Below are 14,585 nucleotides of genomic sequence, written 5' to 3' on the forward strand. Positions count from 1 at the left end.
GATCGAGCATGCGTTACCGTCAATTGGGCAACAGTGAACTCCAGGTTAGCGTGCTTGGCCTGGGCAGCATGACCTGGGGGCATCAGAACAGCGAGGCCGAGGCGCATCAGCAGATCGAATTGGCGCTGGCTGCCGGGGTCAACCTGATCGACACCGCCGAAATGTACCCCACGCCCACCCATGCCGAGACCTGGCGCACCACCGAGCGTTATATCGGTAACTGGCTGGCTGCCAGCGGGCGGCGCGACCAGGTGATCCTCGCCAGCAAGATCGCCGGGCCGTCCAGCGAGAAGGCCCCGCAGCCGCATATTCGTGGCGGCCTCAGCCGCCATGACCGGCGCAATATCGTCGAAGCGCTGGAGGGCACCCTGCAACGGCTGCGCACGGACTATCTGGACCTCTATCAACTGCACTGGCCGGATCGTCGCACCACCACCTTTGGCCAGCGCGAATATGCCTGGCAGGACGATCCCGAGAGCATCGCCATCGAGGAAACCCTGGCGGTGCTGGCTGAACAGGTCAAGGCGGGCAAGGTGCGGCATATCGGCGTCTCCAATGAAACGCCGTGGGGTGTCGCCGAGTTCATCAAGCAGAGCGAACGGCTGGGATTGCCGCGAATTGTCAGTGTGCAGAATCCCTACAGCCTGCTGAACCGGCTGTATGAGGGTGGGTTGTCGGAGTTCGGGCATCGGGAGGGCATCGGGCTGTTGGCATACTCGCCGCTGGCCTTCGGGGCGCTGACCGGCAAGTACCTGGGGGGAGCACGGCCGGAGGGCTCGCGGCTGTCGTCGTTGTACCGGACCTTCAATCGCTATGACAGCCCGTCGGCCCAGGCGGCCATCGCCGGTTATGTGGAAATTGCCCGGGAGCATGGGCTGACGCCGGCCCAACTGGCATTGGCGGCGGTGATCGACCAGCCGTTCGTGGCCAGTGCCCTGACCGGACAGACCAGCCTGGCGCAATTGCGCGAGAACCTGGGGGCGCTGGATGTGGTGCTGGGGGATGAGGTGCGTGGGCAGCTTCAGGCGGTTCACCAGCGGATTCCTAATCCGGCACCCTGAGCGCAGAAGGTCCGCGGTCTGAGTTGGCTTGCCAGCGGTTGCGGTGGTGAATGCACCATGGTTATCGCTGGCAAGCCAGCGTGGTGGTGATCAGCGGAGTGCCGGAGTTGGTGCAGCAGTAAATGGCACATTGGCGTGCGCGGTGGGAGTCTGGAGAGCGCTATGGCGAGTGTGTTGAGGGCTGAGGGCTACCCGTATGACAGTTGGCAGGTGAGCTCTTCAGGTTGTCCATCCTTGAAGTTGACCTGGCAGATTTTGATCTCGACTTCTTTGGTTCCCAAGGGGGTGAGGGCAATCTCGAATCTGAGCTGGTCATCCTGAAACTCCCCGCGCTTGAACTCGACGTTCGAGAAGTCATCGATCAGGCTTTTTCCATCAAATGAGCAGAAGTCTTTTCGAACGCTATAACGGCCCTTGCCGCCCGGGATCTGCAGTTGGATGGAGATGCAGGGGGATCCTGTTGCTGCGGTATACCTGACAAATTGATCGCCGATACGGCCTGAGTCTGCCAGGTACAGGGTTCTGCAATCAAAGGATTCAGCCTGGGAGAGTGATGGCAGGCACATGCTTGTCAGGATGTAATAGGCAAACGTTGCGCGTAATTTCTTTTGGCAGGCAGTTGAAGTCATGGAGACCCTCGCTTCAGTCTATGGGGTATTTAGTTGGTGTCGTACGAGAATAGCGATGGGCGAATATCGCTCATCCGTTTGTCGTTTGTGCATTCCAATTTAACTGCATTGTCTTTGCCGAAGATGACCTCGCATAGCTTGATCTCTTCGCCTGTGAGCTCAAGCGGGGTAATACTGAGCTCAAAGTAGAGTTTATCGTCGTGGAACTCTCCGGAGTTGAAACTCACATCCGCGTACTCCCAGGACATGCTTTTACCTTCCAGTTCACAGATTTTCCCTAGCGCAATGGGTTTTTCATCAGTCCGGGTGCGAAGTGTTTCGATAAACATGCATGCGCTGGGAAAATGGTCGGTAAATCGTCTGATTTTTCCGGCGGCTTGCCCGGTAGCAGCCATGGAAATGGCTGTGCAGCCGAGTCTTTCGGCGCTGGAGGGAACTGTAAAAAGCAAGAGGGTGATGAACGCAAGTTTTTTCATTCTTGTATGTAATCCCTGCGGCGCTGGAAACGATCTTTAGGCACGTTCGGCCAATTATCCTGGTTCGAGATCTCTCGCCGGAACTGGACTGTGTCATTTGCAATGAAGGGGGGATATCGTTGCCCTCGACCTCAAATGTCAGTTGTCCGTGAGGGACTTTCAGCCAGCGTAGGTCGTTGTCATCGACCATGAACTGTCCGAGCAGAGCCTGCGGGTGCAGGAAGTAGATGGAAGTGTTCTCCAGGAACCTAAACCCGGCGGAGACTTCTTTCCACCCACTCAGCTCCTCGATTCGCTTCTTCTCTGCCAACGAGTTCAACAAGGGCGCCGACGTGGTATGTCCAAACACCTTGTCCAGCGCATCCCATTTCTCCTGGCGGTAATACCACTCGCTTTCACTGCACAGCAGGATCTTTGACAGTGCTTGCGCCAGGATTGGGGATTTGAGCGCCGTACGAACTTCATCAGCGCACATGTGGCGGTCATGATTACGATCGATAAGGTTGTAAAGCTTGCTCATCAACTCGCCTTTGTTCCATGCCTCAGCTTGCTGACAGAGACTATTACGGTCTTCTTCGCAGGTGTTCTTGTCCCGGTACATTCGATAGGCCATGCCCAGCACCGGTGAACGGCTGATTTCGATGATTTCGTAGCCATCCCATTCCCAAGGGCTGACCCAGCAGGCTGTTTCTTGCATGACCTTTACCCAGCCGTCGACAAGGTTGCCTTCGGCACGCCGTCAGTTGTGGGCGTTGCGGTACGGAAGGTGGCGGCGGCAGCGGGTCACCCTTGCCGAACAGGTACTCGGATAAGCGCTTGAGCATGGTTATTTGTTCCTGTCGCAGAGGTCTTGGCCTCGTGAGAAGGAGCGCAACTTGGCCTAAGGCTGAGGGGGCGACAAGGTGAAAAGGCGGAGTTACATAAGTTTCAGATCAGGACTACATGGGATGTGGAATAGGCCTACGAGATATAGGCAGTGATGCGGCGTAAGCACCCTGTTTACAGTGAGCGAGAAGGCGTCAGGCCCAAGTCGATTGGTTGAGTCGGCAATCAATAGTGAAACGTTTTCAAATGTGTAAGGTCGAAGTACAGAGTTGCCTGTGGCTGAAGATGCATGTCGCCGAGGTATGTGTAGCGGCTTGGGGCTAACATATATAACGGATTAAATATTGATCTGTCTCAATGGATTCTCGTTTTTAGAACGGTGAAACGGTTGACCTCCCGCCAGTATCCCGGCGCCATAAAATAATCCGAATAATATCGACCGAATAATGGCTAAGCGCCATATCGTGGCGTAGTCTATGCCCCCGCGCCTGTCGCGCACCTCCCGGCCCCAGAGGCTCTACGCCCAGCTATGCAGCAACGAACTGCATGGCTCCGTAGCGCTTTGGCCGCAATCAACAAGTTGCGTTCGGATCGAGTTGATGCCCATTACCCAGAATCTTTCTGAGATCTTCGTTCAAACCCTGGAACAGGCCATCGACAGTGTCGTGGTGATCGATAGCGATAATTGCGTGGTGCTGTTCAACAGTGCCGCAGAACAGTTGTGGGGCTTCAATCGCGAAGAAGTGCTTGGCAATAATGTCAGCATGCTGGTGCCGGAAAGTATTCGCAGCCGACATGACGGCTATGTCAATTCCAATCGCCATACCGGGATCAACAAGATCGTTGGCACCACCCGCGATGTGCCGATCCACAAGAAGGACGGCAGCCAGCGCTGGGGCTCGATGTCGATTTCCCGGGTCGAGAGCGACGGGCAGATTCTCTACACCGCCTTCGTCAAGGACGTGACCGAGCAGCGCAAGGAGCGCAAGCACACCAAGCTGCTGTCGCTGGTGGCCGACCAGACCGATAACGCGATCTTCATCACCGATGGCAGCGGCAAGGTGGTGTACCTGAACAAGGGCTTCGAGAAGCTGTTCGGCTACAACCTCGCGGAGATCGTCGCCTGTCAGCCGGCGGAGTTGCTGGTGCCGGAACTGCCTGCGCAGCGCCTGGCCGAACTGCAGCGCGGCTTGCGCGGCGGGCGTTCGTTCCAGGTCGAGGAACTGCTCCAGGTGAAAGGCGGCGAGCGCATCTGGTGCAATGTGGCGATCAACCCGGTGAACGGCGCCAATGGCGAACTGGCCCACACGGTGACGGTGCTCACCGATATCACCGCGTCGAAGATCCACCAGGTCTTGCAGCACTGCATTCTCGACGCCATGGTCCGCGAAATGCCGCTGGAGTCGGTGATGGACCTGCTGTGCAAGGAGATCCAGCGCATGTCGCCGGAAGTCCGCGCAGCGGTGCTCCAGGTCGACGAGGACGGCGCCATGCACCCGCTGGCGGCGCCGGGCTTCTCCGAGCGCTACGGGCAGTTGCTCGAAGGCCGGTCGATCCGCGAGTGCGTCGGCTCCTCCAGCGTCGCTGCCTGCCGGGGCGAGATGATCTTCGCCAGCGATATCACCCGCGATCCGCATTGGGCGCCGATTCGCGAGGAGTGCCTGGCATTGGGCATCAAGAGCGCCTGGTCGATCCCGATCAAGAGCGCCAAGGGCATGGCCATCGGCGTCCTGGCCTTCTACTACAGCGAGCACCGCACACCCTCGGCGCTGCACCAGCAGATCGTCGAGGTGATCATTCCGCTGTGCGCCCTGGCCATGGAGCGCGAGGTCAATCGCGAGAGCATTCGCCAACTGGCGTTCTACGACAGCCTGACCCGCCTGCCCAACCGCAGCCTGCTGCATGCCAAGGCCGACCATGCGCTGATCGAGGCGCGACGCACGAAGACGGCGCTGGCGGTGCTGTTCATCGATCTGGATCGCTTCAAGCAGATCAACGATTCCCTCGGCCATCCGGCCGGCGACGAGTTGCTCAAGCTGGTCGCCCAGCGCCTGGGGGCTAACCGCAGCAGCGTGGATATCGTCGGGCGCCTGTCCGGCGACGAGTTCGTGGTGGTGCTGCCGGACTGCGACAGCGAGCGGGTCAACGATGCCATCGAGGAGATCCGCCAGGCACTTTCCCAGCCGTGCCAGATCGCCGGCTCGTGTTTCTCGCCGTCGGCCAGTATCGGCGTGTGCCTGTATCCGCGCGATGGACACGATATGAGCACCCTGATCCACCGTGCCGACATGGCTATGTACCAGGCCAAGAACTCCGGGCGCGGGCGCTTCAGTTTCTTCAGCCATGAGCTCAACGAACTCGCCCAGGAGCGCCAGGCCCTGGAAAGCGCGCTGCGCGAGGCTATCGAGCAGGGCGCGCTGCAATTGCACTACCAGCCGCAGGTGAATATCGAGGACGGCCAGGTCTATGGCGTCGAGGCCCTGGCGCGCTGGACCCACCCGACCTTTGGGGTGGTCTCGCCGGCGCGCTTCATTCCGCTGGCAGAGGAGTGCGGGCTGATCACCGAGCTGGGCCACTGGGCGCTGCGCGAGGCCTGCCGGCAACTGGCGGCGTGGCGGCGCAAGGGCCTGAACATTCCGTCGGTGTCGGTGAACCTGTCGCCGAGCAACTTCCACAACCTCGATCTGGCCGGGATGGTCGGCAGCGTGCTCGACCAGCATGGCCTGGCCGCGCAGGACCTGACCATCGAGCTGACGGAAAATCTGCTTCTCGACACCAACCCCGGAACGATGAAGGTGCTGCATGATCTGAACGCCCAGGGTATCCGTCTGGCCATGGATGATTTCGGTACCGGCTATTCGAGCTTGAGTTATCTGCGCAAGCTGCCGATACAGGAATTGAAGCTGGATCGCAGTTTCGTGCTGGATCTGGAAGCGGATGAGACCAGTCGGGCGCTCAGTGACGCCGTCATGCGGATCGGCGATAGTCTGCGCTTGAAAGTGGTGGCCGAAGGGGTTGAGGAACACGGCCAGTACAGGATCCTCAAGGATCAGGGATATCACGTCGCTCAGGGTTATCTGCTGTCGAAGCCGCTCACGCCGCAAGACCTGGAAGCCTGGATGATGAAGTATTGACGTATTGATCAGGCAAGCTGCTGTCATTTTCCTTTCTTGGAGGTTCTCCCTCATGTTTCCAGCGTACCGGCGGCTCAAGCAGGAGCTTGCAGAAGCTCAGGACCGGCTTTCATCCCTCGAACAGGTCAAGGAAAGCCTTGATCGCGAGATGCTGTTTCTCAAATTGAATTCCCAGGGGCAGGTCATTGCTGCCAATTCCAATTTCCTTGGCGAGATGCAGTATTCGGCCGGGGCGGTGGAGGGCAAGGTACTGTTCAGCCTGGTCCCGGAATACGCCCAGGGCACCAACCACTTCAACCTGATGAAGCGTGCGATCCAGAGCGGCGAGCACTGGGCCGGGGCCTTGCAGCTCAAGCGCGGCAACGGCAACGAGGCCTGGCTGCGGGCCATCGTGCAGCCGATCAAGGACAAGAACGGCCAGGTCAACTACATCTCGCTCTACGCCAATGACCTGACCCGGACCATCGAGTCGTCCCGCGAGCGCGAGAACCTGATCGAGGCACTGCAGCGTTCCACTGCCGTGGTCGAATTCGACCTGCAGGGCAATGTGCTGAGCGCCAACGAGCGCTTCCTGCAGGGCATGGGCTACACGCTGGCAGCCCTCAAGGGCAAGCACCACCGGATATTCTGTGATGCCGCCGAAGCCAACTCGCCGCAGTACGAGCGCTTCTGGGACAAGCTGCGCCGGGGCGAATTCATCGCCGACCGTTTCAAGCGCATCGACAGCCACGGGCAGGCGGTCTGGCTGGAGGCGACCTACAACCCGATCTCCGATGCCCACGGCCGGCTGTACAAGATCGTCAAGTTCGCCACGGTGATCACCGACCAGGTCAACCGCGAGATCGCCGTATCCAAGGCGGCGGAAATCGCCTTCACCACCTCGCAGCACACCGACGACAGCGCCCGGCGTGGCAGCGTGGTGATCCAGGAAACCGTGGATGTGATCCAGGGCCTGGCGGTGCAGATGGCGGCGGCGGTGGAAGGTATCGCCGCGCTGGACAAGCAGTCGCAGATCGTCGGCAGCATCGTCAAGAGCATTGGCGGCATCGCCGACCAGACCAACCTGCTGGCGCTCAACGCGGCCATCGAGGCGGCGCGGGCCGGGGAGCAGGGGCGCGGGTTCGCCGTGGTGGCCGATGAAGTGCGGCAACTGGCGTCGCGCACCACCAAGGCCACCGAGGAAATCGTCGACGTGGTGACGCAGAACCAGAAGCTGGCCGAGGAGGCGGTGCGCATCATCGAGCAGGGCAAGGCCCGTGCCGAACAGGGCCTGCAACTCTCGGCCCAGGCGGGCAGCGTGATCGTCGAAATCCAGGATGGGGCGCAGAAGGTGGTGAACGCGGTGGGGCAGTTTACCAATCAGCTTTCGGTGTGAGCCGCGCCGTGCAGCAGGGCGGTTCTGGGTGGACTCGCAGCGGGTTCACCAGAACTTCCACCACGCGCCCTTGCCCAGGTGTTCGATCATCTTCAACTGCTCCCCGAGCACCGCGATCACTTGTTCGTCCCGCGGTTGCTGCACCTGATAAATCCCCAGTGACTCGCTGAACGCCTTGTGCGCCGCGGCCAGGTTGTCCTGCTGCAGGTGGGCCAGCCCCAGCGACGCCAGGCAGGCGCTGACCGGCTCCAGGTCGTCGGGGGTGTCTTCGCGGTAGACCTGCACGGCGCGCTCCAGCATCCGTGCAGCTTCACTGATGCGGCCTTGCTTGAGGTAGCAGTTGCCCAGGGTCTGCAGGCTCTGGCCTACCAGTTGGTGGCTGGGGGAGAAGAGGTTTTCCCGGGTGGTGAGCACATCCAGGTAGAGTGCCTCGGCTTCGGCATGTCGCTGCTGCTCCCAACGCAGGCCGGCGAGTCCGTCGCGCAGGATGGCGAGGCTGGCGGGGTCAAAACCGTCGACGCCTTCGGCGAGATTCAGTGCCTCGGCGAAGCATTGCTCCGCTTTGTCCAGGTAACCGTGGGCTTTGTAATGCACGGCCTGGTCGTTGAGCGACATGACGCGTGCGTTATCGAAGGCGGTGCTGAGCATGGGACGTCCCTTGAGGAAGCCTGGCGGCGGCCGTTATTTTTGTAAGAATGTGCGGATTTAAGGGGAGGATTCTGGCGTGGGTCAAGCAAATCCCGGCTTTTTTTATGGCTTATTGACATGAGTTCGGTGGAAGTTCCGATTCAGCCCTGCGAGCGGCGTCACATCGGCGAGGTGGTGGATTTCATCATGGCGGCGCGGGCGCGGATCTTTCCGATGCTGGCCGAGGCGCCTGTTCCGCAGGATCTGGCGGACTTTGCCGGGCATTACCTGGCCCCAGGGCAGGGGCGCTTCCTGTTGGCCCGGGACCGCGGGCGGATCGTCGCCGGGATGGGTTACCTGCCCTATGACCATCGCTTCGCCCAGCTTGATTATCGCGGTCTGCGGGTCGTGGAAGTGGTCAGGCTGTTCGTCGAGCCGGAGTACCGGCGTGGCGGCCTGGCGCGGCGCTTGTACGAGGCCTTGAAGGCGCTTGCGCTGGAGGACGGGGTCGAGGTGCTGTACCTGCATACCCATCCGTTCCTGCCGGGGGCGATCGCGTTCTGGCAGCGGCAGGGGTTCGACGTGGTGGATGTGGAGGAGGATCCGCTGTGGCGGACGACGCATATGGAACTGCGGTGTGGCTGAGGGCCCTATCGCCGGCAACGCCGGCTCCCACGGTTATCGTGTGAACCCTGTGGGAGCCGGCGTTGCCGGCGATGAGGCCCTGTCAGTCACTGCAAGGGCCGCAAGCGAAGATACCGACTCCCATCCCGCGGATCCTCCAGCACATCGCCCTGTACTCCGAAGGTTTCCCGCAACCGTTGCGGCGTCAGCACCTCCAGCGGCGCCCCCAGCGCCACCAGGCGTCCCTTGTCCATCACCGCCAGGCGATCGCAGCCCAAGGCCTGGTTCAAGTCATGCAGGGCGACCAGGGTGGTCACCGGCAAGCGCTGCACCAGCCCGAGGATGCCCAGTTGCTGCTGGATATCCAGGTGATTGGTCGGTTCGTCGAGCAGGAGAATCTGCGGCTGCTGGGCCAGGGCCCGGGCGATGTGCACGCGTTGCCGTTCGCCACCGGACAGGCTATGCCAGGCGCGTCCGGCCATGTGTGCCATGCCCACGGCGTACAGCGACTGCTCGACGATCGCGGTGTCGTTCGCGCTCCATGGCGCCAGTGCCGATAGCCAGGGGGTACGCCCCAGTTCCACGGCATCGCGCACACTGATGCTGTCCTCGGTGCCGGCCTGCTGCTCCACCATCGCCAGGGTGCGGGCCACCTCGATACGCCGCAGGCCTTGCAATGCCCGCCCGCCGAGCCGGACCTCGCCGCTGTGCGGTCGCAACAAGCCGGCCAACAGCTTGAGCAGGGTCGACTTGCCGGAGCCGTTGGGCCCGACGACGCCCAGGGTTTCGCCGCTGCGGACCTGCAACTCGACATCGCTGAGCAGTACCGCACCCCTGACCCGGTAGCCCAGGCCACGGCAGCCAAGCACGGCGCTGGCTTCGCTGAAGGCATTCATGGCCGGCGCTGCCCGCGTACCAGGATCAGGGCGAAGACCGGCGCCCCGACCAGTGCGGTAATCACTCCGATGGGCAGCACCTGGCCTTTGAGCAGGGTGCGCGACAGCACATCCGCCGCCATCAGGAACAGCGCCCCGCACAAGGCGCTGAGCGGCAGCAGGCGGGCGTGCCGCGGTCCGACCAGGAGGCGCACGGCATGGGGGATCACCAGGCCGACGAAGCCGATGGAACCGACGATGGACACCAGCACCGCGGTCATCAGCGCGGTACCGGCCACCAGCACGATACGCACCCGCTGCACATCGATACCCAGGGCTGCGGCGCAATCGCTGCCGAAGGTGAAGGCGTCCAGCGTGCGCCGATGCCAGAGGCACAGCAGCAGCCCCAGCAGGACCACCGGCAGCGCCAGCCACACCGCCGGCCAGCGCACGCCGCTGAGATTGCCCAGCAGCCAGAACATCAGGCCACGCGCTTGTTCGGCACTGGCCGAGGCGGTGATCAGGAAGGAGGTGAGGGCGTTGAACAGCTGCGAGCCAGCGATGCCGGCGAGGATGATCCGGCCATTGCCGCCCGGGCCCCTGGCACCGCGCGCCAGCAGGCTGACCAGGGCGAAGGCGCTCAAGGCACCGATAAAGGCCCCGCCGGACATGCTCAGGGCGCCGGCGCCGAAGCCGATCAGGGTCACCAGCACCGCGCCTGTGGACGCCCCGGCGGAGATGCCGAGCAGGTAGGGGTCGGCCAGCGGATTGCGCAGCAGCGCCTGCAACACCACGCCGGCAGTTGCCAGCCCGGCACCGCAGGCGGCGGCCACCAGGGCGCGGGGCAGGCGGTAGTTCCAGATGATCCCGGCGTCTATGGGGTCGATGACATTCCCGGCATCCCACAGTCGGTTGCCCAGTACCTCGAGCACCGTGGACAGGCCCAGGCGGGTTTCGCCGATGCTGGTCGCGGCGATGACCGCCAGGCCCAGCAGGGCGCCGACCCACAGGGCCTGGCCCAGGAGACGCGGGGCGATGGCGAGACGGGATGCAAGCATGGAACGGCAGTACCCAGTGACATGTTCGAAGAGCAGGTGCTTGACCTGCCGGGCTTCCTGCGGAAACCGGCGAGGGCGCGATGGTACGGGATAGGACCGCACAGGGCCAGTATTCGCGCGGCGATCTGGCTAAAGGCCATTGCTCGCGGTAGTGTGTGCTCTCATTTTTCCAGGCATCAGGGACGGAGCATGCGTTTATGGGTTGCCGATGGCGTCGAACACATCGGCCTGTGTGAACAGGTCGGGTTCGAGGCTGTTGTCCATGACCGCGCCAACCTGGTCTGGCAGCAGCGTGTCGATCTGCAGGATGCCTGGCAGGCCGATGCCTTCGTGCAGCGCTACCTGCGGCATCGCCTGTTCGACATGCGCGGGCTGCTGGCCCGGCAGATCCTCATGATTCATCGGCTCAGCGACGAGCAGGTGTTGCGCCAGGTCGCCAACGAACTGCAGTTCGGCACCTTGCGCGCCGATATCTATGCCTGGCGTGCGCAGGTCATCACCCGGGCGGCCGACGCGGTGGTGGTCGTGGCTGCGCCGGTGGCCAAGGCGGCGCCGCAGCCGGAGAGGGTCGAGGTGCTGCCGCCGCAGCCGGTTGTCGCGCCTGTGCAACCGGTCAGCGCGGCGCCCGCTGGCGAACCGCCCGCCGACGTGGCGGTGGCGCAGGAGACCCTGGCGGCGATGCTGGAGCAGGCGGCGCAGGAGGCTACGCCGTTCTGTGAAGTCTGCGAACAGGCCAGGGCGCAGCCGCCTGCCGAGCCCACGGCCCGGGAGTTGGCCCAGGCAGCCCAGGCGGTCACGCTGGAACAGGCGGCCGCAAGCGGCGCTGCGTTTTGCGAAGTCTGCGAGCCGGCGCGAACCCAGGCGCCTGCCGGACCCACCCCACGGGAAGCGGCCCAGGGCGCCCAGGCTGCCGCGCTCGAAGCAGCGGCCGCAAGCGGTACGCCGTTCTGTGAAATATGCGAGGGCAAGCAATGACTGGAACACTGACGGAACTGCTCTGGCCCGACACTGATGAGGCGGCGCACGAGCAACTCTACTATCTGCTCGACGGTGCCCGGGACCCGGCGATCCTGAAATGGCTGGAGCGCAGTGGCCTGGAGCGGGAGTGTCTGTACTCCGGCCCCTTGATCCCGCGCTTGAAGGCGGCGGCGCCGTGGCTGGTCAGGCTGCCGGCGCGGGCGCCCGCGAGCCTCGAATTGCTGGAGCTGGGCCGGGGCAAGGCCTGGGGCATCCTGCTGGTGGCGCCTGCGCAGTTGTCGATGGACGCGTTGCGCCGGCACTGCAAGAAATTCCTCAGGGTGCGCACCGAGGACCGGCGGGTGCTGAATTTCCGGTTCTATGACCCGCGGGTGCTCTCGGTGTTCTTGCCGACCTGCGACGAGGGGCAGCACAAGGCGCTGGTCGGGCCGCTGCGGCGGATTGTTGTCGAGGTTGAGGACGGGGCTGATTGGCAGGTGTTTGGGTAGCGGCTGATGGCCTCATCGCGGGTAAACCCGCTCCACAGTTGACCGAGCCTAGCCGGGATTCTGCGAACGAAGCAGGACCCTGTGGGAGCTGGCTTGCCAGCGATGAGGCCATCAGCCACACCTCATAACACCCGGCCAGCCATGCTCTCCACCAGTTCCCGCTGGAACGCCGTCACCACCGGACTTGGCTGCTGCAACTGCACGAACTCCAGCATCGGATCCTCCACGCCAGTCCTCACTCCGGCCAGTTCCTCGATCGTTGCCAGCCCGCAAAACGGTACATAGGCCTCCGAGTACCCCCCTTCATGCACCAGCACCAGGCGGCCCTGACACAAGCGCTCGGCCGCTTCGCGCACCCGCCGGGTCATTTCGCGGAACGAGTCGCTGTGCAGCAGCATCCGCGCCAGCGGGTCGACGGCGTTGGCGTCGTAGCCGCAGGCGACGATGATCAGTTCCGGCTCGAAGCGCTCCAGCGCCGGCACCACGATGCGCTCCATCGCGTGCAGATAGGCGACATGCCCGCTGCCCGGCGGCAGGGGAATATTGATATTCGCCCCCAGCCCGTCACCGCGCCCCCGGTCCTCTTCACCGCTGTAGCCGGCGGGGAAGCAGCCGTCCTGGTGCAGGGAAATGCTCAGCACATCGCCACGCTCCTCGAAGATCGACTGGGTGCCGTTGCCGTGGTGCACGTCCCAGTCGATCACCGCCACCTTGCCCAGCCCGCGCCCGGCCTTGGCCGCTTCGATGGCGATGGCGATGTTGGCCAGGAAGCAGAAGCCCATGGCGCCATCGGCCAGGCAGTGATGACCTGGCGGGCGGGACAGCGAATAGGCGTTGTCCACCTCGCCGGCCAGCACCGCATCCACCGCCGCCATGGCCAGGCCGGCGGACAGCCTGGCGATCTCGTAGCTGCCCGGCCCGATCGGCGCATGGGGCCCCAGTTCGCCGCCGCCGGCATCGCTCAGGGCCCTGAAGCGTTGCAGGTAGCCGGCGCTGTGGACCCGCAGCAGATCCTCGTCGCTGGCAGGCGCGGCACTGCGCACCTGCAACTGGCGGGTCAGGCCGGAGACGTCCAGCAGGCTTTTCAGGCGGCGCTTGGTTTCCGGCGATTCGGCATGCCCGGCGGCGGCCGGCGGCTGAACCCAGCCGCCCACCGGCAGGGTCAGGGCGTGCAGGCCGGCGCTGTGCCAGAGGCTCAGTTCGTCGAAGAAGAAGGCAGTGTTTCGGCTCATGGTGATTCCGTCTTTCCAGGGTAAAAAGGGAGTGTTCAGGCGCCGCGACGGCAGCCGAGGATCAGCAACAGGGAAATGAAAGTCAGGCTGGCGGCACCGATCAGCAGCGCCTGGAAGCCACCGCTGCCTTCGATCAGGCGCCCGGCGATGGCCGGCCCGATGGCCAGGCCGCCGCCGATCACCAGGTTGGAGGCATTCATCAGGCGTCCGGAACGGTCGAGGTCGGCCAGGCAGGCGAGAACCAGCGGCAGGATGAAAGTCCAGGTGAACTTGAACACCAGCGCCGCCAGCGCCAGGCGGGCCAGGGCCGGCTGGCCGAGGAGCAGCAACACCGAGCCGACCATGGCCCCGTAGCCCAGCAGCAACAGCACGCCGCGCGGCACGCGCTCGCCGATCAGCGAGGCGCAGCCGGCGCCGACGATGCCCATCAGGGTGGCGATCGCCAGCACCTCGCCGCTGGCCCCGGCGGCGATCCCGGCCGCGGCGCTGATCGCCCCGATGAAGGTCCACACGCCGCTGAGGCTGATGTAGAAACTGAGGATGCCGAGGATGCCCAGGGCGACTTTCCAGTTCGCCACCGCCGGCGCAGCTTCCAGCCCCGGCTGCGCAACCGGCGCAGCGGCAGGGAAGGAGCGCGCCAGCGGCAGGAACAGGCTCATCAGCAGCGCCAGCAGCAGGTAGCAGGCGGCCAGGCCGTAACGCTCGAACAGCGGCGGCAGCACGCTCAGGCCGATCGCCCCGACCACCAGCTGGCCCATCACCCACAGGCCGTAGACCCGGCTCGGATTGGCCGTGGACGCAGCGCTGGACAGGCACACGATCATCAGCGAACCGCCGGCCAGGGCGCTGCCAAAGCGCAGGGCGAGCAGCGTCGGATAATCCGTGGCCCAGATCGACAGCAGGTTGGCGGCGATGAAGGCGACCCCGGCCAGCAGCGCCGCACGGCACCAGTCGACGCGCTTGAGCCACCAGAAGGCGGGCAGGGTGGCCAGGCTCATGGCGCCCAGTTCCACCGAGAACAGGTCGCCGATCTGCGAGGGGGCCAGTTGCCATTGCGTGACCAGTTGCGCCGCCACCGCCGGGGCGGTCATCAGGATGGTCGGGGTGATCGCCGCGAACAGCACGATGGCGGCCAGCAGGGCCACCTGCGACGAAGCGGGAGCGGCGGCGGACAAGGGTTTGCTACTCATCGGCATGCCTCCG

At 63.7% G+C, this 14,585-nt stretch carries 13 protein-coding genes and 2 pseudogenes; 7 read left to right on the forward strand and 8 right to left on the reverse strand.

Features of this window, described 5'->3' with window-relative positions; genetic code table 11:
• Positions 1-8 precede the first annotated feature (8 nt).
• The gene (locus AC2CQI_RS03135) at positions 9-1,061 is read left to right on the forward strand and encodes an NADP(H)-dependent aldo-keto reductase (protein WP_484579137.1); all 1,053 of its coding nucleotides are present in this window, start codon (positions 9-11) and stop codon (positions 1,059-1,061) included.
• 188 nt (positions 1,062-1,249) lie between these two features.
• On the opposite strand, the gene AC2CQI_RS03140 is transcribed toward AC2CQI_RS03135, so the two are convergent.
• Genes AC2CQI_RS03140 through AC2CQI_RS03150 form a run of 3 tightly spaced genes read right to left on the reverse strand, consistent with a single transcriptional unit; the run spans position 1,250 to position 2,863 of the window.
• Positions 1,250-1,690, reverse strand: coding sequence for a hypothetical protein (locus AC2CQI_RS03140; RefSeq protein WP_484579138.1), 441 nt, complete (start codon positions 1,688-1,690; stop codon positions 1,250-1,252).
• Positions 1,691-1,719: 29 nt separating this feature from the next.
• Positions 1,720-2,019 carry a hypothetical protein gene (locus AC2CQI_RS03145; protein WP_484579139.1) on the reverse strand — a complete coding sequence of 100 codons (300 nt, stop codon included), beginning with the start codon at positions 2,017-2,019 and terminating at the stop codon, positions 1,720-1,722.
• The gene (locus tag AC2CQI_RS03150; protein WP_484579140.1) at positions 1,988-2,863 is read right to left on the reverse strand and encodes a hypothetical protein; all 876 of its coding nucleotides are present in this window, start codon (positions 2,861-2,863) and stop codon (positions 1,988-1,990) included. Before AC2CQI_RS03150 ends, AC2CQI_RS03145 begins: the two co-directional genes overlap by 32 nt.
• 727 nt (positions 2,864-3,590) lie before the next feature.
• Between AC2CQI_RS03150 and AC2CQI_RS03155 the strand changes: the two genes are divergently transcribed.
• The 3 genes and pseudogenes from AC2CQI_RS03155 to AC2CQI_RS03165 all read left to right on the forward strand — a co-directional run.
• Complete coding sequence (locus tag AC2CQI_RS03155; RefSeq protein ID WP_484579141.1) at positions 3,591-6,125, forward strand: EAL domain-containing protein; 2,535 nt, start codon at positions 3,591-3,593, stop codon at positions 6,123-6,125.
• 148 nt (positions 6,126-6,273) lie between these two features.
• Positions 6,274-6,906 (forward strand): annotated as a pseudogene (locus tag AC2CQI_RS03160) (PAS domain-containing protein); the annotation flags it as partial.
• A gap of 240 nt (positions 6,907-7,146) precedes the next feature.
• Positions 7,147-7,500, forward strand: a pseudogene (locus AC2CQI_RS03165) (methyl-accepting chemotaxis protein); the annotation flags it as partial.
• Between the two features lie 45 nt (positions 7,501-7,545).
• Here AC2CQI_RS03165 and AC2CQI_RS03170 read toward each other — a convergent pair.
• A complete protein-coding gene (locus tag AC2CQI_RS03170) occupies positions 7,546-8,148 on the reverse strand; it encodes a tetratricopeptide repeat protein (protein WP_075806011.1) in 603 nt (200 codons plus the stop codon).
• A 117-nt stretch (positions 8,149-8,265) separates the two neighbouring features.
• On the opposite strand from AC2CQI_RS03170, the gene AC2CQI_RS03175 reads away from it, so the two are divergent.
• Complete coding sequence (locus AC2CQI_RS03175) at positions 8,266-8,772, forward strand: GNAT family N-acetyltransferase (protein WP_484579142.1); 507 nt, start codon at positions 8,266-8,268, stop codon at positions 8,770-8,772.
• Between the two features lie 86 nt (positions 8,773-8,858).
• On the opposite strand, the gene AC2CQI_RS03180 is transcribed toward AC2CQI_RS03175, so the two are convergent.
• Positions 8,859-9,647, reverse strand: coding sequence for an ABC transporter ATP-binding protein (locus AC2CQI_RS03180; RefSeq protein WP_484579143.1), 789 nt, complete (start codon positions 9,645-9,647; stop codon positions 8,859-8,861).
• Positions 9,644-10,684, reverse strand: coding sequence for a FecCD family ABC transporter permease (locus tag AC2CQI_RS03185; protein ID WP_484579144.1), 1,041 nt, complete (start codon positions 10,682-10,684; stop codon positions 9,644-9,646). The genes AC2CQI_RS03180 and AC2CQI_RS03185 overlap by 4 nt, the downstream gene beginning before the upstream one ends.
• 189 nt (positions 10,685-10,873) lie before the next feature.
• Here AC2CQI_RS03185 and AC2CQI_RS03190 point away from each other — a divergent pair, with 189 nt between their 5' ends.
• The gene (locus tag AC2CQI_RS03190; protein ID WP_484579145.1) at positions 10,874-11,659 is read left to right on the forward strand and encodes a hypothetical protein; all 786 of its coding nucleotides are present in this window, start codon (positions 10,874-10,876) and stop codon (positions 11,657-11,659) included.
• Positions 11,656-12,150, forward strand: a complete 495-nt coding sequence (locus tag AC2CQI_RS03195) for a DUF4123 domain-containing protein (protein ID WP_484579146.1) — start codon at positions 11,656-11,658, stop codon at positions 12,148-12,150. Before AC2CQI_RS03190 ends, AC2CQI_RS03195 begins: the two co-directional genes overlap by 4 nt.
• Before the next feature lie 122 nt (positions 12,151-12,272).
• Here AC2CQI_RS03195 and AC2CQI_RS03200 read toward each other — a convergent pair whose 3' ends face one another.
• Positions 12,273-13,382, reverse strand: a complete 1,110-nt coding sequence (locus tag AC2CQI_RS03200) for a class II histone deacetylase (protein WP_484579147.1) — start codon at positions 13,380-13,382, stop codon at positions 12,273-12,275.
• A gap of 35 nt (positions 13,383-13,417) precedes the next feature.
• On the reverse strand, positions 13,418-14,578 hold the full coding sequence (locus tag AC2CQI_RS03205) for an MFS transporter (protein ID WP_484579148.1): 1,161 nt from the start codon (positions 14,576-14,578) through the stop codon (positions 13,418-13,420).
• Positions 14,579-14,585: the final 7 nt, after the last annotated feature.

It is taken from the genome of Pseudomonas sp. P2S-1 (genome assembly GCF_057197725.1).